The following is a 16123-nucleotide window of genomic DNA, read 5'->3' on the forward strand; positions in this document are numbered from 1 at the left end:
TGCACTAGTACGAAGCTGAGTGGACTAGTACATTAGGAGGCTGCCCATGGCGGCGGAACCGCCCTACCGGCGCATCGTCGCGGAGATCCGCAGCAGGATCCTGACCGGCGAGCTGCGGCCCGGCGAGCGGATGCCGTCCATCCGCCAGATCGCCCAGCGGTGGGGCGTGGCGATCGCGACCGCGACCCGGGTGATGGCGACCCTGCGCGACGAGGGCCTGGTCGAGGCCAAGGTGGGCTCCGGCACGGTGGTCAGCGGGCGGCAGCCCCGGGTGAGCGCGCCGAAGCGAACGCTGAACCGCGGGCACCTGCTCCGTACCGCCATCGCGATCGCCGACGTGGAGGGGCTCGACGCCGTCTCCATGCGGCGGCTCGCGGCGGAGCTCGGGTCGGGCCCGATGTCGCTGTACCGGCACGTGGCCACCAAGGACGAACTGGTCATCCAGATGGTCGACGAGGTCTTCGGCGAGCCGGAGCTGCCCGATCCGGGGCCTGACGGCTGGCGGGCCAAGCTCGAACTGATCGCCCGCCTGCAGTGGGAGCTGTCCCGGCGGCACCTGTGGCTGGCCAGAGCGATCTCGTTCACCCGCCCGCTGCTCGTGCCCAACATGATGGCCCACACCGAGTGGACCCTGCGCGCGCTCGACGGGCTCGGCCTGCCCATGGAGACCAGGATCCGGGAGGCGCTCACCCTGCACGGTCTGGTCATCACCGTCGCCTTGACCGTGGCAGAGGAGGCGGAGGCCGAACAGGAGACCGGGGTGACGCTCGACCGGTGGTGGCTGGCCCAGCGCGCGCGCGCCGACGAGCTTCTGCACAGTGGCCGCTTCCCGCAGCTGGCCGCGATCCCCCGGGAGACAGTGTCGGACCTGGACGGGCTGTTCGAGTACGGCCTGACCTGCCACCTGGACGGCTTCGCCGCACGGATTTAAGGGCCGGCCTACTTGCCTTACGTGCCTTACGTGCCTTCAAGCGGCTGACCGGCTACTTCGCTTGAGAACCCCTAGATAACGATCGGAGCGTGACTGTAGATCATCGTCAGCCGAGATATGGCATCGTCGCCCGCTCGATGATCACGATTGGGATCTGTCTGGACGTCTCTTTCTGGTAGCCGGTGTAGCGCGGCCATATCCCGGTCATCGTCTCCCACAGGCGCGGGCGCTCGTCCTCGGCCGCCGGGCGGGCCATCGCGTCGAACACCTCGGTCCCGACCTGCACCTTGACCTGCGGTTGAGCGAGCAGATTGTGGAACCAGAGCGGATGGTCGGCGGCGCCGCCGTTGGAGGTGACCACGAGGTATCGGTCGCCGTCGCGGCCGTAGATGAGGGCGGTACGCCGTGGTAGTCCTGAGCGGCGGCCGATCGTCGTGATCAGCAGGGTGGGGGCGCCGTGGAAAAGGTGACCGCGAGTGCCGCCGGACTCGGCGTAGTTCTTGACGTGCCTGGCCACCCACTTGGTCGGGCTGTCGATCGGCTCGTGGCTCATCGGGCCGCTCCGCCCACGCGGCGGTCGGCCCACTCGCGTGCCTGGGCGAACCAGTGGGGCGCGATGCGGTGGCCGTTGAGCACATGCCCGGTGCCGGGGACCACGACGGTCTCCAGCTTGGCGCGGGGGCTGTAGAAGGGGGCCTCCTGGTCGTGCAGCGCGGCGGAGGAGCGGGCTCCGGCCAGAAGCTTGTCATGCTCGCCGGTGACGATCAGTACGGGGGCCTGGATGTGCTTGTTGATCGAGGGCGGGGTGTAGGAGTCGCCGGGAGGGAAGACGTCCGTCGTCTTGGTGGCCTCGTCGGCGGCGATGACCTTGGAGTCGGCGTTGGGCCGGTGGTAGAACCAGGTGGCCCGCAGGCCGGGCCGGGTGGTGAGGTAGCCGTCGTCGAGCCCGTGCCCGGCGAAGCGGGGGTCGTCGGCGGCGCGGTAGATTCCCGCGCCCATCTGCTCGAAAGCGGCCTCGTTCGGGACGCTCGACTCGCCGGTCAGAATGACGCCGTCCACCTCCGCTGGATGTGCGGCGGCCACAGTGCGGGCGAGGGTCGAGCCCAGCGAGTGGCCGACCAGAACGACCTTGGCGAACCGGCCCCTGCCTAGACGGCCCTCGCGCAACTGCCGGATGGCCGTGCCGACCATCTTGGCCAAGATGAGCGCGCCGGGCCGGATCACCTTGGCCGCCATCAGGTACTCGCGCGCGCCAGGTTGAACAGCAGCGTGGGCGAGTCGTGCTCCATCGCCCGGTCCAGCAGGAACTGCTCCAGTTCCTGCATCGCCTGGCTGCCCGCGGGGGCGCTCTGCCACTCCAGATATTTGGCGATCAGGCCCAGATGGTCCGAGCGGGTCTGATCGCGCTTGCCGTACAGCCGCAGTGCCGCCGGGGCCACGCCCAGCCGGTCCACCGGGCCCCGCCCGCAGGGACTCACGAACATCGCGTCAGCCGCCGTCGGCGTGAAATACCGGATCAACTCATCTGCGCTGATCTCCGGGAACGAGCGCAGCTGCTCCAACTGCTCCTCGGAGAACATCTTCTCTGACAACGCACCACGCCACGTGCCGTACCGGACAAAACCGGAACGACCGTAGCGGCAGCGATCATCAGCCCGCCACCGGAGGTCAACTCGGCCGTTATCGCAGGTCAGGCGCTACTTCGTTGAAAATTTCTTCATTGCTACCGGGACCCCGTTCGGCATCGCATGTCCTCCCGGACCTCCGGCAAGGCCAGGAGAAACACGGTCTGTAATCATGGCTACCGATTGGTTCATTTGAAATAATATGTAGGCCGGTCTATTATCTCGCCATGGGGCAGAAGGGTGCCGAGACGCGGGATCGGCTGATGGACGCGGCGCAGGAGCTGATCGAGGCCGGGGGATATTCCGGTGCCGGGCTCAACCAGGTGATCGCGGTCAGTGGCGCGCCTCGCGGCTCGCTCTACTTCCACTTCCCCGGCGGCAAGGACCAGTTGGTCGGCGAGTCGATGCGGCGGGCCGGTCGGACGATCGGCGATGCCATGGAAGGGCTGGCCGGCTCCAGCGCGTCCGCGGCGGAGTTCGTTGAAGCGATGCTGTGGCACCTGGGCGACCGGTTGGAGGCGTCGGGCTGGCGCAAGGGGTGTCCGGTGGCCACCGTGGCACTCGAGATGGCCGCGGCCAGCGACCCGCTGCAGAAGGTCTGCTCGGAGGTCTACACCCAGTGGGAGGCGGCCCTGCGTGCGCGGCTGGACGGCCATGCGGACGCCGACGACCTCTCGGTCACGATCCTGGCCCTGATCGAGGGGGCGCTCCTGCTGGCCAGGGCGCACCGCAGCAGGCAGCCGCTGACGCGCGTCGCCCGCCAGATCACCGCCCTGCTCGGTTGAGACCGCCCGCCGTGACCGGCGGGGTCTTCTGAGCTCAAAATATGTAGACCGACCTATTTGGAGGTCATGTGGACGCGATCGTCTTCGGCGCGACCGGCTTCATCGGCCGTTCGCTGGTCGCCGAGCTGCTCGGCAGGGGCCGGCGGGTGGCGGCCGTCGTCCGCGACGACACCCTCACCCCCTGGCTGACCGGCCAGGGCGTCGACACCGGCGGGCTGGTCACCGTCGCCGCCGACATCACCCGGCCGCTCACCGGGTTGCCCGACGTACGCGAGGTCTACAACGCCGCCGCTCGCTACGCCTTCGGCCTTGAGGTGAAGGAGGCTCGGGCGGCCAACGTGACCGGGGCGCTCAATGTGCTCGAATGGGCCGCCACGTTGCCGAGGCTGCGGCGGCTGGTGCATCTCAGCGGTTACCGGGTGAGCGCGTCCAGCGGCCGGCCCGACTACGCCGGGCTGGGAGCGTACGAGGCGTCGAAACTCGAAGGAGATCTCGCGGTACGCGCTCGCGCCCGCGAGCTGGGCGTCCCGCTGACCATCGCCAACCCCAGCACCGTGATCGGGCCCGGTCAGTACATCGGCCTGGCCGCCCTCGTGGAGAACCTGTGGAACGGGCGGCTCCCCGCCCTGCCCGGCGGCCCTGACGTCTTCGTGCCGATCGTCACGATCGGCTACCTCGCGCGCTTCCTGGCAGAGATCCCCGCCTCGCCTCCAGGCGAGCACTACTGGGTGCTCGACGACACCACGCCCCTCCTGCCCGAACTGATCGGCACCATCGCCGACCACATGGGCGTGCGGGCACCCCGCCGTTCCGTTCCCGCCGCTCTCCTGCGGCGCCTGCCGCGCAAGCTCACCGGAGCCGACCCCGAGACGTTGTCGTTCCTATCGGCCGACCGTTACCCGACGGCCTCCGCCGCCGCCTTCGCCGCGACCGCCGGTCTGGAGATGCCCCCGGCCGCCGACGCCCTGCGCACCTGGGCCGACGACCTGGTGGCCACCCGCTTCGGTGCCGCGTCGCCCTGGATGCGGCCCTACGGCTTCCACCCCGTAGCGGGCACCCGAACCTGGGTGACCGGGGAGCGTCACCGGCCCGCTCACGTCCTGCTGCACGGGCTACCGATGAACGCCGACCTCTGGGCACCGCTCGCCGCCCGCCTCACCGGCCCCGTCCTGGCCCCGGACCTGCCCGGGCTGGGACGCTCGGCCCCCTCCTCCCGGCCGGTGCAGGAGTGGCTGGCCGACCTGATGCGCCCGGTGCGGACCCGGCCCGTGCTGGTCGCGCACTCGCTGGCCTGCGGTCCCGCGGTCCGCTTCGCCGCCGAGCACCCCGGACGCATCAGCAGGCTCGTACTCATCTGTCCGTCGTTCCTCCAGGCCCCCGGCTCACGGCTCACCCGCTCGCGTATCGCCGTGCCGGTGATGCGCCGCCTGTCCACCTCCCGCCTGGCCGGCAGGCTCGGCCTGCCGGAGGGACCAGAGGTGGCCGGCGCCGCAGCCGACCTGCGGCGTCCGGGGGTGGCGCGCCGGGTGGTCACCGCCCTGCGCACGGATCACGCCGAACGCGAGCGATCGCGGTCGCTACTGGCCCGGGTGAGCATCCCGGTCGAGATCATCGTGGGTGCGGCCGACCCGCTGGCCGTGGAGGCCGGCGACCCGGTGACCGAGATCGCCGGGGCCGGCCACTACCCGCAGCTCACCCACCCGGCACAGATCGCCCGCCACCTCGACGCGGCCCGCGACCCGATCGGCGGCCCGGGCGGACTCGTCGTCGGGGCGCGCCCACATGTGCGGTGCGATGGGCCGGACCAGGGGGCCGGGCCGAGTTGACGCGGCTGCGCCGGGCGTGGCGGCGGAGTCCGGCCAAGACGGTCAGGCACCACGCCTGCTCGGCCCGCGAACGGCGGCATGCCGCCGGCTCGTCCTTGAGCGTCTCGGCCTCGGCCGACATCGGCGGCACCTCACGGACCGTGCCGGTCTCGCCCGGCGGGCGGCTCGTTGAGGTCGGGGTCCTGCTCCGAGACGGCTGACCGTCCCCCTCGCCTGAGGGCACTGTCAGTCGGTCTCGCCCAGCCGTCCGGCGAGCCGATCCAGCCCGCCCTTGATGAGCAGGCCGTACCCGTCGTCGGCGAGTGCGCCGATCCCGGCCAGCGCCTGCCGGAGGTGGTCACGGGCGCGGGTGAGGTCGCCGAGCTTGCGGTAGCACTCCCCCAGGTTCAGGTGCAGCGACGGATACAGGCCGGCCACCGGGAGCGGCACCCCGGCCCGGGCCACCCGCTCATCGGTGATCTGGCCGGCGGCGGCGAGCGCCCGCAGGTCCCACACCAGCTCCTCGTGCACGTCGTCCTGGACATCGGCCATCGAATGGGCCAGGACGCAGACGTGCAGCGGGTCGCCATGCTCGCCGCCGATGTCCTCCCAGATCTGCGCGAACAGCTCGCGGGCGGCCACGCGCTGACCTCGGTGGTGGTTCAGCTCCACCCCCTGGCCGATCCGGGCCAGGATCGGATCGGCGGTCATCGGCGGCTCCTTCGGCGTCACGGGGCGATCATGATCAGCCTAAACCCCGTCCCCCGGCAGCCCGGCTTTGCGGCTTGTGCTCTCCTGCTCGCCCTACGGGGTGTTCTGCTCGGTGGACTGGTCCATGACATAGATCGTCGAACCGCCCGGGTCCTTGTAGACGGCCTGGAAGCCGCCGGGGATCTCCGAGGGCTCCTGGACCACGGCGAGCGCCTTCGGGCGGGTCGTGTGGAAGGCGTCGACGCTGTCGACGATGTACACCGGCCCGACCGGGGCGTTCGCGTCGTGGGAGTCGAGCATGAGCTGTACGCCCGTGCCCGGGATGGCCAGTGCGACGGTGGAGTCGCCTTCGCGCCACGCCTCGGTGAAACCGAGGCCGTCCCGGTAGAGCGAGAGCGATGCCTGCAGGTCAGAGGTAGGGATGAAGAGGAACTCGAGCTTCATGGGTGGCTTCCTTCCATACGTAACTGGATTTAGGGACAGCGTAACGGCATTATGTACGGATGCGCGAATGGATCCCCGTTTCGACCTCCCCCAAGGGCAGACTCGTACTCGCCGCGGTCAAGGAGTTCGGCGCGCGCCCCTTCGAGGAGGTGACGGTCGCCGAGCTCGCGGCGGCGGCCGAGGTCACCACGGGCGCGCTCTACCACCATTTCGGCAGCAAGCTCGGGCTGTACGCCTTCGTGCGGGACGACGTCGAACGACGCCTGCTGGATCGGATGGAAGGCGCGGTGGCGGCCACGGGAGCCGGCGCCGGCCGCTCGGCGGCGGTGACGTCGGCCATGCTGGTCGGGCTGGACTTCGCCGTACGCGAGAACTTCCTTCGCATCCTGGGAGACCCGCCCCCGGGCGCCGGCCCTGACCGGCTGGCCGAGATGCTCGCCCGCAGCGCCGTCCCGCCCGCGCCGCTGCTCGGCACGGTCCTGGCGGCGGCCTGGCGCGCGGCGCTGACCGCGATCGCCGGCGGCGCCCGGCCCGAAGACGCCCGCGCCGCGATCGCGGCCCTGCGGCTCCACGCGCCCGACGACGAACTAAGGGCCTTATGATCGCAGGACGGCCGGCGGGTCAGCGCGGGATCACGTTGAGCGGCGGGCGGCCGGTCAGGTGGCGCCGGGCCTGCTCGGCCAGCAGATCCTTGGCGGCCGGGACGAACGCGGCCGAACCGCCCGCCACATGCGGGGTGATCAGCACGCCGGGGGCCGACCACAGCCGATGGCCGGGCGGCAGCGGCTCGGGGTCGGTGACGTCGAGCGCGGCGCGCAGCCGCCCGGTGCTCACCTCGCGGGTCAGGGCCGCGGTGTCCAGGGTGGTACCGCGGCCGATGTTGACCACCAGGGCGTCATCGGGCAGCGCGGCCAGGTGGCCGGCGCCGATCAGGTGCCGGGTGGCGGGCGTGTCGGGCAGCACGGCCACCAGGATGTCGGCGGCGGGCAGCAGCGCGGGCAGGTCGGCGGCGGCGTGGACCTGCTCGGCGGGGCGGGCCCGGCGGGCCACGCGCACGGTGTGGGCGCGGCAGGCCCGCAGCCGCACCTCCAGCGCGGCGCCGATCGAGCCGTAGCCGGCCGGCACCACCCGCGACCCGGCCAAGGAGCGGGTACGGCGCGGCGCCCAGCGGTGATCGCGCTGGTCGGCGCTCCAGCGGGGGATGTCGCGCTGGGCGGCCAGGATGAGGGCCAGGGCGTGCTCGGCGGCGCTGTCGTCGTGCAGACCGCGCCCGCCGCACAGCACCACGCCGGGCGGCAGCAGCGGCAGCAGTTTCTCCACGCCCGCGCTGAGGGTCTGCACCACGCGCAGCGCGGGCATGGCGGCGATCGCCCGGCGCGGGGCCTCGCCCTTGGCGTAGGGCATGGCGTAGAAGGTGACGGCGGCAAGATCGGGCGGCGGCGGGCCGTCGCCGTCCCAGACGCCGATGTCGGCGCCGGGGAACTCGGCGCGGATCTGCTCGGCCACATCCAGGTAGGGCAGCAGCAGCACCGGCCTCAGCCCCGGGAGCTGATCTGCTGCACGGCCCACCGGTTGCCGTCGGGGTCGGCGAAGTGGATGAAACCGGCGTTGTCGAGGTCATCGCCGGGGCGGGCAGGGCGAAAGCCGGTGGGGCCGGCGTACTGGACCTCGCCGACGTCCACGCCGCGCGCGGCCAGATGCTCGCGGGCCGCGCGGACGTCGGCGACGACCAGTTGCAGGCCCTGCAGGGTGCCGGGCGTCATCGGGGTCAGACCGGAACCGATCACGATCGAGCAGGCCGAGCCGGGCGGGGTGAGCTGGACCACGCGGGTGCCGCCGGACCCGGCGACGTCGTGGTCGCAGGTGAAGCCCGCCTGCTCAGTGTAGAAGGTCTTGGCGCGCTCCACGTCCGACACCGGGACGACCACGACTTCGAGGGTCCAGTTCACCGATCCACCCATTTTCATAACCGAACGGATTAATAACTGTTCGGTTTTTTATCGAGGCGGGGCGGGCGGTGTCAAGTGTGCCGGGGCGGGGACGCCCGCCCCGGCGGTCAGCGGTCAGCGGGCGGCCAGGGCCTCGGTCGGCGACAGCCGCGAGGCGCGGATCGCCGGATACAGCCCGGCCAGGCTGCCGATGGCCAAGGTCGCGGCCAGCCCGCCGGCCACCGCCCAGCCCGGCACCACCACCGGCAGCCCCGCCGGCAGGGCGTAACCGGCGGTGACCACCGCCCCCAGCGCCGCCCCCGCCAGCCCGCCCAGCGCCGACAGCAGCAGCGACTCGGTCAGGAACTGCGTGCGCACCTGGCCGCGGGTGGCCCCCAGGGAGCGGCGCAGGCCGATCTCGCCACGCCGTTCCAGCACCGAGATGACCATGGTGTTGGCCACGCCGACCCCGCCGACCAGCAGCGCCACCGCGCCCAGCCCCAGCAGCAGCCCGGTGAAGGCCGCGTCGGCGGCCTGCTTGGCGGCAAGCGCGTCGGAGGGACGGGAGACCTCGACCTCGTTGGGGGCCTGCGGGTTGGCGGTCGCGCCCAGTACCGCGCGCACCGCCTCGACCTGGGAGGCCCGCGAGCGGGTGTAGACGGTGGTGGCATGGCCGTCGAAACCGAGTTCGCGCTCCGCGGCGGTCCAGCCGACCAGCGCGGCGGTGTCCAGTTCAGGGGCCAGCGCCGCGGGCCGCAAGATGCCGATCACGGTGAACCACCGCCCGCCGATCAGGACCTGCACCTCGGGCCCGGCCCGGCCGATGCCGAGCCGTTCGGCGGCCAGCGCCCCGAGCACGGTCGCCGGATAGGCGCCGGTGGCGTCGTTGAGCCAGGCGCCGCTCGCCACCTGCCCCCCGATCGCGGTGAGCAGGTTGGTACGCGCCGCATAGGCGGCCAGCCCGTTGGTCTGCACCGGGGGGATCTTCCCCGTCCGGTACACCTTGGCCTGCCCGACCATGCCGATCGCCGAGACGACCTGGACCGGGGCGATCCGCCCCACCATGGCCTCGGCCTGCAGCGGCAGTTCGGCCTGGGCGCCGGTGAAGGTGGTGCCCGGGGCGACGGTGAGCAGGTTGGTGCCCAGCGAGGCCAGCGTCCGGTCCAGTTCGGCGCGCGAGGAGGAGGTGATGCCGACCACCGCGACCATGGCGGCGATGCCGATGGCGATGCCCAGCGCCGACAGCAGGGCCCGGGTGGGGCGGGTGCGCAACCCCGCCGCGCCGACCTTCAGCACATCGCCGGGCCACATCCGCGCCGGGCGCGGCGCGCGGCTCACCGGCCGGCCTCCGCGGCCAGGCCCGCAGGATGCCCCGGATCGGCCAGGGCGCCGGGATGGGCGGAATCGGAGATCATGCGGCCGTCGCGCATCTGGATCCGGCGGGGCAGGGCGGCGGCGATCTCCCGGTCGTGCGTGATGATCACCACGGTGGTGCCGGCGGCGTGCAGGCCGCGCAGCAGGTCCATCACCGCCGCCCCGGAGGCCGAGTCCAGGTTGCCGGTCGGCTCATCGGCCAGCAGCAACGGCGGCTCACCGGCCACCGCGCGCGCCACCGCGACCCGCTGGCGTTCCCCGCCCGACATCTGGTGCGGCTTGTGGTCCATCCGGTGGGCCAGCCCGACCCGGCGCAGCGCCGCGGCGGCGCGGCGGCGGCGTTCCGCGGCGCGCAGCCCGCAGTACAACAGCCCGTCGGCGACGTTGTCCAGCGCCGTGGTGCCGGGCGCCAGATGGAACTGCTGGAAGACGAACCCGATCCGCCCCGCCCGCAGCGCCGACAACCCGGCGTCGGACAGGTCGGCGACGTCGTGGCCGTCGATGCGCACCGTGCCGGAGGTGGGCCGGTCCAAGGTGCCCAGCACGTTGAGCATGGTGGACTTACCCGACCCCGAGGGGCCCACGATGGCCACCAGTTCCCCGCGCCCGATGCGCAGGCTCACCCCGGCAAGGGCCGCGACCCCGCCCGGGTAGACCTTGGTGACGTCGGTGAGGGCGATCATTTGGGCATCCCCACGATCGTGCCCTCGGCGACGCCCTCGCCGGAGACCTCCACCCGGCCGGCGGCGAACAGGCCGGTGCGCACCGGCACATGGCGGGAGGTGCCGCCGGAGACGACCTCCAGCCCGAAACCGCCTTCGGCCAGCGCGACCAGCGCGGCCACCGGAACGGTCAGCACGTCCTTGCGGCGCCCGGCGGTGAAGGCGACGTCCACCGCGGCCAGCGCGTAGTCCTCGGTGGCCCGCTGGGCCTTCTTGCCGGGCAGCGCGACGCTCACCTCCACGCTGGTGGCCGGTTCGGCGTCCTGGCCGGAGCCGGGGGTGATGACGGTGGAGACCTCGGTGATGCGGCCGGTGACGGTCCGCTCGTCGGGGAGGGTGATGGTGACCTTGCCGCCCTTTTCGGCCAGCCGCTGGTCGGCGGGGTCCAGCCGGACGGTGACGGCCCTGGCGGTGCCGGTATAGGAAAGGATCTTGCCGCCGGGGCGGGCCGGTTCGCCTTCACCGGCCTGCACGGCCTCCACCCGTACCGGGCCGGGAGCGAAGACGACCTGGCCGAGTTCGACGACGCCGGTCTCGGGCAGGCCCAGGTCTTCCTGCCAGTCCCGTACGGCCTCGGCGGTGTCGTAGGTGAACTCGTCGTCGGCGGTGAACCCGTCATAGCCGAGCGCGTCGAGGTTCTTTTCCAGCTGGCGCACGTCCCGGCCCTCGATGCCGGGCTCCAGCCGGCGGTAGGCGGGCAGCGAGCCGTACAGCAGCGTCACCGGCGCGTCGTCCACCCTGAACAGCGGCTTGCCGCGGCCGATGCGGTCACCGGTGCCGGGCAGGCGGGTGAGGGTACCGGCGGTGCGGGCGCTGACCGTGGTGGCCGGGCCGTAGCCGAGTTCCCCGTCGGCGGTGGTGGTGTCGGTGAGGGTCTGCCGGGTGACCTCGGCGGTGGCCGGCGGCAACGGCGGCGGCGTGCCGCCCTTGCCGGGCGCGCCGGGGGCCTCCAGCGTGAGCGCGGCGGCGGTGGCCCCACCGGCGGCGGCGACCACGACCACGGCCGCGATCACCACCCGCCGGCCCCGCCGCCCCCGCGGGCGAGGACGTTCCTCATCCTCGGCCGGGGAGCCCGGGTGGTCGGTGACGGTGCCGTGCCCCATCAGCTTCCACCGGTCCCTGCTCCGCTACGGCCGGGCCCCGGCATGATGTCCTGGCAGGCCTTCTGGGCGGCCTCCAGGTCGGGGTCCTTGGCGACCTCGCCGGTGATCATGATGCCGCGCTGACCGGGCTTGGGGTCGGGAAAGGCCTCGACGCCTTTCTCGCGCATGCACGCCGCGAACGCCCGGCCGCGTTCTTCGGCCTCAGGGTCGGGCGCGCCGGTGGCGTTGGCCTGCGGGTTGTACTGCCGGCAGGCCTCCATCGCCTTGTCGGTCTTGGCCTTGTCGCCCTGGGTGAACTTCAGCCGGATGCCCTGGCCGGGCTTGGGGTCCTCCATGTCCACGCCGTTTTCGCGCATGCACTGCGCGAACTTCACGCCCATCTCATCGGGGCTCAGGCTGGGGCCGGTGCTCGCGCCGGCGGAGCCGTTCCCGGCGCCGGCCACGCCGGGCCCTTCGGCGTCCCCGCCCGCGCACCCGCCGAGCAACAGGGCCATGGCCAGGGCAAGCGGCGCCGCCGCGAACGCGCCGCGGATCGACCTGCGCATCTGCTCGCCTCCTCGCTGATCTTGGCCGGTGGTTCCGGCCGGTCGCCAGCCGATGCAACAGCAGGCGGTGTTTCCCCGGCGTTTCCTCCGCCGGCCTACCGGGGCGGGGCGGGCTCGCTAACGGAAACCACACGCGCGGTGGGCGACCATGGTCGCCGTGGACGCCGGTGGGCGCGCCGGGGAAAGGACTTTCATGCGGGTGCTGGTGGTGGAGGACGAGCCGCAGCTCGCCCGGGCGATCGCCGAATGGCTGCGGCAGGAGACCCACGCGGTGGACATCGCCCACGACGGGGCCGCCGCGCAGGAACGGCTCGCCGTCAACGACTACGACGTGCTGGTACTGGATCGCGACCTGCCCGCCGTGCACGGCGACCAGGTGTGCGCCGACCTGGTGGCCACCGGCGCGGAGACACGGGTGCTGATGCTCACCGCCGCCGCCGAGATCACCGACCGGGTGGCGGGGCTGTCACTGGGCGCCGACGACTACCTGGCCAAGCCGTTCGCGTTCGCCGAACTGGCCGCGCGGGTGCAGGCCCTGGGGCGGCGCTCACGCCCGGCCGCGCCGCCGGTGCTGCGCCGCTCGGGCATCACCTTGGACCCGGCCAGGCGCGAGGTGTTCCGCGGCGAGCGGTACGTGCCGCTGTCGAAGAAGGAGTTCGCGGTACTGGCCGAACTGCTGCGCGCCCAGGGCGCGGCCATCTCCGCCGAGCACCTGCTGGAAAAGGCGTGGGACGAGTACGCCGACCCGTTCACCGGCGCGGTCCGCCTGACGGTGTTCAAGCTGCGGCGCAAACTCGGCGACCCGCCGGTGGTGCAGACCGTCACCGGCGTGGGATACCGGATCCCATGAGAGCGGCCCGGCGGCGGCCACGCCGCATCACCTTGCAGGCCCGGCTGACCCTGATCTACGGCGGGCTGTTCTTCCTGGCCGGGCTGGTGCTGCTGGGCACCACGTACGCGTTGTTCAGCCAGCAGATCACCCGGACCGGGGCCAAGGTGCTGGCCCGCACCGAGCTACCGCCCGGCGCCGTGGCCGGCAAGAACACCGGAAAGGACCAGGCCTGGCGGGTGACGGTCAACGGCGTGCCGATGGACCCGCGCGTGGCCGAGCAGTGGATGAAGGACCAGCAGGACACGCTGCACCGGGCGGCGACCACATCGATGCTCGCCTTCGGCGCGCCGGCGCTGCTGGTGGTCGGCGGCGCGGCGGCCGGGTTCGGCTGGCTGGTGGCCGGGCGGGTCCTGGCGCCGCTGCACCGGGTGACCGACACCGCCCGGCGGATCGCCGCCGCCCCGGCCGCCGACCGCGGCCTGCACGAGCGGATCGCGCTGGAGGGCCCCGATGACGAGGTCAAGGGCCTGGCCGACGCCTTCGACACGATGGTGGAACGGCTGGACCGCTCCTTCGACGGGCAGCGCCGGTTCGTCGCCAACGCCTCCCACGAACTGCGCACCCCGCTGACGCTGGGCCGGGCGCTGGTGGAACTGGCCATGCACCGCCAGGCGGCCTGTGAACACGTCGCGACGCTCGGCGAGGACCTACTGAAGATCAATTCGCGGCATGAGCGGCTGATCACCGGGCTTTTGGTGCTGGCCGGCTCGGAGCGGGAGATCGTCGAGCGGCTGCCGGTGGACCTGGCCGACGTGGTCGGCCATGTGGCCGCGCAGATCGAGGTGGAGGCCAAGGAGGCCGGGGTCAGCGTGGAGGAACGGGCGGGCGAGGCGCCGACCGCGGGCGACGCGCTGCTGCTGGAACGACTCGTCCACAACCTGGTGGAAAACGGCATCCGGCACAACCGGCCCGGCGGCGGGTGGGTGCGGGTGGCCAGCCGCACCCGCGGGGACGGCCTGGTGGAGGTGGAGGTCAGCAACACCGGCCCGGTGGTGCCGGCCTATGAGGTGCCCTCGCTGTTCGAGCCGTTTCGCCGGCTGCCCGGCGATCGGGTGGTCACCGCCAAGGGCGCCGGGCTGGGCCTGTCGATCGTGCGGTCGGTGGCCCGCGCCCACGACGGTGATGCCATGGTGCGGCCCCGCCCGGGCGGCGGGCTGATCGTCACGGTGACGTTGCCGCTCTCACCGCACGGGCCAGGCGCTGAGGGCGAGGCCGAGGGCGGGGGGTGAAAAAGGGCCCGGGTCACTCGCCGGTGACGCCGTCGAGGCGTTCGCGCAGCAGGTCGGCGTGACCGTTGTGCCGGGCGTACTCTTCGATCATGTGGACCAGGACCCACCGGTGGGAGACCTGCCGGCCGTGCCGCCTGCCCTTGCCCAGCGCGTCCAGCGGCAGCGCCGCCGACAGGGCGCGGGCCTGGTCGATCTCGGCCTGCCAGATGGCGAACGCCTCCTCGGGCGAGGCGTCGGCGGCCTCGTCGAAGTCGTCGTCACCGGGGTGCAGCGGCGGGACGTCCTGGCCGTCCAGCACGATGCGGAACCAGGCCCGCTCCACATGGGCCATGTGCCGCACCAGGCCGAGCAGCGACAGGCTCGACGGCGGCGCCGATCGTTCGGCCAGGCGATGCGGCGGCAGGCCCGCGCACTTGACGGCGAGGGTCTGGCGGTGCCACTCCAGCCAGGAGTCGAGCATGGCGCGCTCGTCGTTGACGAAAGGCGGACTGATCCGGGGGTCGCTCATGATCTCAACATGGTAATGGGGGCGGGCCATGGCGCCCGCCCGGAAGGCAGGAGCAACGCCACGGGCGGTGGCCCGCGGCGACCACCAGCGAAAGGCAGGACCCTCTGATGTCGGACGCCCCCCAGCACGACCGGCCCGGCCCGGACCTGCAGACCGACCGGCCGCACCCGGCGCGGGTCTATGACCACATCATCGGCGGCACCGAGAACTTCGCCGCCGACCGGCAGACCGCCGCCACCGCACTGCGGACCTGGCCGGGCCTGCGCACCTCGATGCTGGCCAACCGGGCCTGCATGCACCGCATGGCCCGCCACCTGGCCGGCCTGGGGCTGCGGCAGTTCCTCGACATCGGCGCCGGCATCCCCTCCTCCCCCAACCTGCACGAGGTGGTCCAGCAGTCCGCGCCCGAGGCGCGGGTCGTCTACGTGGACAACGATCCGATCGTTTTGGCCCATGCCCGCCCGCTGCTGACCGGCGCGCCGCAGGGCCGCACCGCCTACATCCAGGCCGACATGCGCTCCCCCGCCGGGCTGTGGGCCGACCCCGCGCTGCACCGGACACTGGACCTGTCGCAGCCGGTGGCGCTCATGGTGATCGCGATGCTGCAGTTCGTGGAGGACGCCCACGGCCTGGTGGAGGCGCTGCTCGCACCGCTGGCCCCGGGCAGCCACCTGGCCCTCACCATCCCCACCGCCGACCTGGCCCCCGAGTCACGGCGGCTGGCCGAGGACTACACCCGCGGCGGCATCCCGATGTACCTGCGCGGCCACGCCGAGGTGGAACGCCTGTTCACCGGCCTGGACCTGCTGGAGCCCGGTGTCGTCCCGATGCCCCGCTGGCACCCCGCCCCCGGCGAGCCGCCGCTGCCCGACACCGCCACCAACATGTACGCCGCGGCCGCCCGCAAACCCTAGTGGCGGGGCCGGGGGCGGGGCCACATCGCGTGGAGCCGGTCGGCGGTGTGACGGTAGGCCGCCTCCTGCGCCGGCGTCAGCGTCACATCGGCGCCGGGGCCCGCGGCGGCCAGGCGTTCGCGCAGCACGATCGACTCGGCGGTGTCGGCCAGGTCCAGCAGCCCGCTGAAACGGGCCGCGGCCGCCGCCAGGTCGCCCGCGGGCGGGCCGCCCGGCGGCAGTGCCGCGTGTACCGGGCCATCACCCGCGCCCAGCACGGCGGCCGCCGCCGACAACGTCACCACGTCCACCGGGTCGATGTCGACCAGCCGCAGCGGGACGTGCTCGACCCGCCCGCCCGCGCCGTACAGCCGGCCCGCGGCAGGTCCGCCCTGGGTGGGGGCCACCGCCCGCCACAGCCGCCGCAGCGCGCCGAGCGCCGCACCGGCCGCCAGCGGCCCCGGCAGCACCGTCCCGCGGCGTTCGGCCGCGCGCAGGGACAGTAGCGCGCGTTCCAGCATGGCCGCCGCGCGGGCCAGATCCTCGCCCAGATCCGGCACCAGCACGACGCGAAAACCCGGGCCGTTCACCTCAGTGCCCCGCCCCGCCGCCGGGGCCGGGGAACGGA

General features: G+C 73.0%; 21 protein-coding genes. 8 read left to right on the forward strand and 13 right to left on the reverse strand.

Annotation, left to right across the window (positions count from 1 at the left end; genetic code table 11):
• The first annotated feature begins 46 nt into the window (after nucleotides 1-46).
• On the forward strand, nucleotides 47-931 hold the full coding sequence (locus ACH34R_RS20415; RefSeq protein WP_397563041.1) for a TetR/AcrR family transcriptional regulator C-terminal domain-containing protein: 885 nt from the start codon (nucleotides 47-49) through the stop codon (nucleotides 929-931).
• A gap of 106 nt (nucleotides 932-1037) precedes the next feature.
• On the opposite strand, the gene ACH34R_RS20420 is transcribed toward ACH34R_RS20415, so the two are convergent.
• Genes ACH34R_RS20420 through ACH34R_RS20430 form a run of 3 tightly spaced genes read right to left on the reverse strand, consistent with a single transcriptional unit; the run spans nucleotide 1038 to nucleotide 2523 of the window.
• The gene (locus ACH34R_RS20420) at nucleotides 1038-1484 is read right to left on the reverse strand and encodes a nitroreductase family deazaflavin-dependent oxidoreductase (RefSeq protein WP_397563042.1); all 447 of its coding nucleotides are present in this window, start codon (nucleotides 1482-1484) and stop codon (nucleotides 1038-1040) included.
• The gene (locus ACH34R_RS20425; protein WP_397563043.1) at nucleotides 1481-2167 is read right to left on the reverse strand and encodes an alpha/beta fold hydrolase; all 687 of its coding nucleotides are present in this window, start codon (nucleotides 2165-2167) and stop codon (nucleotides 1481-1483) included. The genes ACH34R_RS20420 and ACH34R_RS20425 overlap by 4 nt, the downstream gene beginning before the upstream one ends.
• Nucleotides 2167-2523, reverse strand: a complete 357-nt coding sequence (locus tag ACH34R_RS20430) for a DUF4158 domain-containing protein (protein WP_397563044.1) — start codon at nucleotides 2521-2523, stop codon at nucleotides 2167-2169. Before ACH34R_RS20430 ends, ACH34R_RS20425 begins: the two co-directional genes overlap by 1 nt.
• A gap of 260 nt (nucleotides 2524-2783) precedes the next feature.
• On the opposite strand from ACH34R_RS20430, the gene ACH34R_RS20435 reads away from it, so the two are divergent.
• The 3 genes from ACH34R_RS20435 to ACH34R_RS20445 all read left to right on the forward strand — a co-directional run bounded on the left by ACH34R_RS20435 (nucleotide 2784) and on the right by ACH34R_RS20445 (nucleotide 5367).
• The gene (locus tag ACH34R_RS20435; protein ID WP_397563045.1) at nucleotides 2784-3341 is read left to right on the forward strand and encodes a TetR/AcrR family transcriptional regulator; all 558 of its coding nucleotides are present in this window, start codon (nucleotides 2784-2786) and stop codon (nucleotides 3339-3341) included.
• Nucleotides 3342-3409: 68 nt separating this feature from the next.
• Nucleotides 3410-5167: an alpha/beta fold hydrolase gene (locus tag ACH34R_RS20440; protein WP_397563046.1), complete on the forward strand. Its 1758-nt coding sequence runs from the start codon at nucleotides 3410-3412 to the stop codon at nucleotides 5165-5167.
• Nucleotides 5164-5367 carry a hypothetical protein gene (locus tag ACH34R_RS20445; RefSeq protein WP_397563047.1) on the forward strand — a complete coding sequence of 68 codons (204 nt, stop codon included), beginning with the start codon at nucleotides 5164-5166 and terminating at the stop codon, nucleotides 5365-5367. Before ACH34R_RS20440 ends, ACH34R_RS20445 begins: the two co-directional genes overlap by 4 nt.
• Before the next feature lie 25 nt (nucleotides 5368-5392).
• Here ACH34R_RS20445 and ACH34R_RS20450 read toward each other — a convergent pair whose 3' ends face one another.
• The gene (locus tag ACH34R_RS20450; protein ID WP_397563048.1) at nucleotides 5393-5857 is read right to left on the reverse strand and encodes a tetratricopeptide repeat protein; all 465 of its coding nucleotides are present in this window, start codon (nucleotides 5855-5857) and stop codon (nucleotides 5393-5395) included.
• 93 nt (nucleotides 5858-5950) lie between these two features.
• On the reverse strand, nucleotides 5951-6301 hold the full coding sequence (locus ACH34R_RS20455) for a VOC family protein (protein WP_397563049.1): 351 nt from the start codon (nucleotides 6299-6301) through the stop codon (nucleotides 5951-5953).
• A gap of 59 nt (nucleotides 6302-6360) precedes the next feature.
• On the opposite strand from ACH34R_RS20455, the gene ACH34R_RS20460 reads away from it, so the two are divergent.
• Entirely contained in the window at nucleotides 6361-6903 is a 543-nt protein-coding gene (locus tag ACH34R_RS20460) for a TetR family transcriptional regulator (protein ID WP_397563050.1), read from the forward strand.
• 19 nt (nucleotides 6904-6922) lie between these two features.
• On the opposite strand, the gene ACH34R_RS20465 is transcribed toward ACH34R_RS20460, so the two are convergent.
• The 6 genes from ACH34R_RS20465 to ACH34R_RS20490 form a co-directional block, all read right to left on the reverse strand.
• Nucleotides 6923-7831 carry a 2-hydroxyacid dehydrogenase gene (locus tag ACH34R_RS20465; RefSeq protein ID WP_397563051.1) on the reverse strand — a complete coding sequence of 303 codons (909 nt, stop codon included), beginning with the start codon at nucleotides 7829-7831 and terminating at the stop codon, nucleotides 6923-6925.
• A 5-nt stretch (nucleotides 7832-7836) separates the two neighbouring features.
• Nucleotides 7837-8250 (reverse strand): VOC family protein, encoded by a 414-nt coding sequence (locus tag ACH34R_RS20470; protein WP_397563052.1) that lies wholly within the window; start codon nucleotides 8248-8250, stop codon nucleotides 7837-7839.
• A gap of 114 nt (nucleotides 8251-8364) precedes the next feature.
• Nucleotides 8365-9540, reverse strand: coding sequence for an ABC transporter permease (locus ACH34R_RS20475; protein WP_397563380.1), 1176 nt, complete (start codon nucleotides 9538-9540; stop codon nucleotides 8365-8367).
• Between the two features lie 23 nt (nucleotides 9541-9563).
• Complete coding sequence (locus ACH34R_RS20480) at nucleotides 9564-10286, reverse strand: ABC transporter ATP-binding protein (protein ID WP_397563053.1); 723 nt, start codon at nucleotides 10284-10286, stop codon at nucleotides 9564-9566.
• Nucleotides 10283-11428: a peptidoglycan-binding protein gene (locus ACH34R_RS20485; protein ID WP_397563054.1), complete on the reverse strand. Its 1146-nt coding sequence runs from the start codon at nucleotides 11426-11428 to the stop codon at nucleotides 10283-10285. The genes ACH34R_RS20480 and ACH34R_RS20485 overlap by 4 nt, the downstream gene beginning before the upstream one ends.
• The gene (locus ACH34R_RS20490) at nucleotides 11428-11973 is read right to left on the reverse strand and encodes a hypothetical protein (RefSeq protein ID WP_397563055.1); all 546 of its coding nucleotides are present in this window, start codon (nucleotides 11971-11973) and stop codon (nucleotides 11428-11430) included. Before ACH34R_RS20490 ends, ACH34R_RS20485 begins: the two co-directional genes overlap by 1 nt.
• A gap of 193 nt (nucleotides 11974-12166) precedes the next feature.
• Between ACH34R_RS20490 and ACH34R_RS20495 the strand changes: the two genes are divergently transcribed.
• The gene (locus ACH34R_RS20495; protein WP_111170948.1) at nucleotides 12167-12823 is read left to right on the forward strand and encodes a response regulator transcription factor; all 657 of its coding nucleotides are present in this window, start codon (nucleotides 12167-12169) and stop codon (nucleotides 12821-12823) included.
• Nucleotides 12820-14094 carry a sensor histidine kinase gene (locus tag ACH34R_RS20500; protein ID WP_397563056.1) on the forward strand — a complete coding sequence of 425 codons (1275 nt, stop codon included), beginning with the start codon at nucleotides 12820-12822 and terminating at the stop codon, nucleotides 14092-14094. Before ACH34R_RS20495 ends, ACH34R_RS20500 begins: the two co-directional genes overlap by 4 nt.
• Before the next feature lie 13 nt (nucleotides 14095-14107).
• Here ACH34R_RS20500 and ACH34R_RS20505 read toward each other — a convergent pair whose 3' ends face one another.
• Nucleotides 14108-14602 (reverse strand): DinB family protein, encoded by a 495-nt coding sequence (locus ACH34R_RS20505; protein WP_397563057.1) that lies wholly within the window; start codon nucleotides 14600-14602, stop codon nucleotides 14108-14110.
• A 107-nt stretch (nucleotides 14603-14709) separates the two neighbouring features.
• On the opposite strand from ACH34R_RS20505, the gene ACH34R_RS20510 reads away from it, so the two are divergent.
• Nucleotides 14710-15516: an SAM-dependent methyltransferase gene (locus ACH34R_RS20510; protein WP_397563058.1), complete on the forward strand. Its 807-nt coding sequence runs from the start codon at nucleotides 14710-14712 to the stop codon at nucleotides 15514-15516.
• Here the strand turns inward: ACH34R_RS20510 and ACH34R_RS20515 are convergent.
• Nucleotides 15513-16085 (reverse strand): hypothetical protein, encoded by a 573-nt coding sequence (locus ACH34R_RS20515; protein WP_397563059.1) that lies wholly within the window; start codon nucleotides 16083-16085, stop codon nucleotides 15513-15515. The genes ACH34R_RS20510 and ACH34R_RS20515 overlap by 4 nt on opposite strands.
• Nucleotides 16086-16123 lie beyond the last annotated feature (38 nt).

The organism is Spongiactinospora sp. 9N601 (assembly GCF_044326295.1).
Lineage (GTDB): Bacteria > Actinomycetota > Actinomycetes > Streptosporangiales > Streptosporangiaceae > Spongiactinospora > Spongiactinospora gelatinilytica.

What these genes read in the sequence shown, in the direction of transcription:
- ACH34R_RS20415 (WP_397563041.1), top strand. Translation starts at nt 47, where the DNA reads ATGGCGGCGGAACCGCCCTACCGGCGCATCGTCGCGGAGATCCGCAGC.
- ACH34R_RS20420 (WP_397563042.1), bottom strand. Translation starts at nt 1,484, where the DNA reads ATGAGCCACGAGCCGATCGACAGCCCGACCAAGTGGGTGGCCAGGCAC.
- ACH34R_RS20425 (WP_397563043.1), bottom strand. Translation starts at nt 2,167, where the DNA reads ATGGCGGCCAAGGTGATCCGGCCCGGCGCGCTCATCTTGGCCAAGATG.
- ACH34R_RS20435 (WP_397563045.1), top strand. Translation starts at nt 2,784, where the DNA reads ATGGGGCAGAAGGGTGCCGAGACGCGGGATCGGCTGATGGACGCGGCG.
- ACH34R_RS20450 (WP_397563048.1), bottom strand. Translation starts at nt 5,857, where the DNA reads ATGACCGCCGATCCGATCCTGGCCCGGATCGGCCAGGGGGTGGAGCTG.
- ACH34R_RS20455 (WP_397563049.1), bottom strand. Translation starts at nt 6,301, where the DNA reads ATGAAGCTCGAGTTCCTCTTCATCCCTACCTCTGACCTGCAGGCATCG.
- ACH34R_RS20460 (WP_397563050.1), top strand. Translation starts at nt 6,361, where the DNA reads ATGCGCGAATGGATCCCCGTTTCGACCTCCCCCAAGGGCAGACTCGTA.
- ACH34R_RS20475 (WP_397563380.1), bottom strand. Translation starts at nt 9,540, where the DNA reads ATGTGGCCCGGCGATGTGCTGAAGGTCGGCGCGGCGGGGTTGCGCACC.
- ACH34R_RS20480 (WP_397563053.1), bottom strand. Translation starts at nt 10,286, where the DNA reads ATGATCGCCCTCACCGACGTCACCAAGGTCTACCCGGGCGGGGTCGCG.
- ACH34R_RS20485 (WP_397563054.1), bottom strand. Translation starts at nt 11,428, where the DNA reads ATGGGGCACGGCACCGTCACCGACCACCCGGGCTCCCCGGCCGAGGAT.
- ACH34R_RS20490 (WP_397563055.1), bottom strand. Translation starts at nt 11,973, where the DNA reads ATGCGCAGGTCGATCCGCGGCGCGTTCGCGGCGGCGCCGCTTGCCCTG.
- ACH34R_RS20495 (WP_111170948.1), top strand. Translation starts at nt 12,167, where the DNA reads ATGCGGGTGCTGGTGGTGGAGGACGAGCCGCAGCTCGCCCGGGCGATC.
- ACH34R_RS20500 (WP_397563056.1), top strand. Translation starts at nt 12,820, where the DNA reads ATGAGAGCGGCCCGGCGGCGGCCACGCCGCATCACCTTGCAGGCCCGG.
- ACH34R_RS20505 (WP_397563057.1), bottom strand. Translation starts at nt 14,602, where the DNA reads ATGAGCGACCCCCGGATCAGTCCGCCTTTCGTCAACGACGAGCGCGCC.
- ACH34R_RS20510 (WP_397563058.1), top strand. Translation starts at nt 14,710, where the DNA reads ATGTCGGACGCCCCCCAGCACGACCGGCCCGGCCCGGACCTGCAGACC.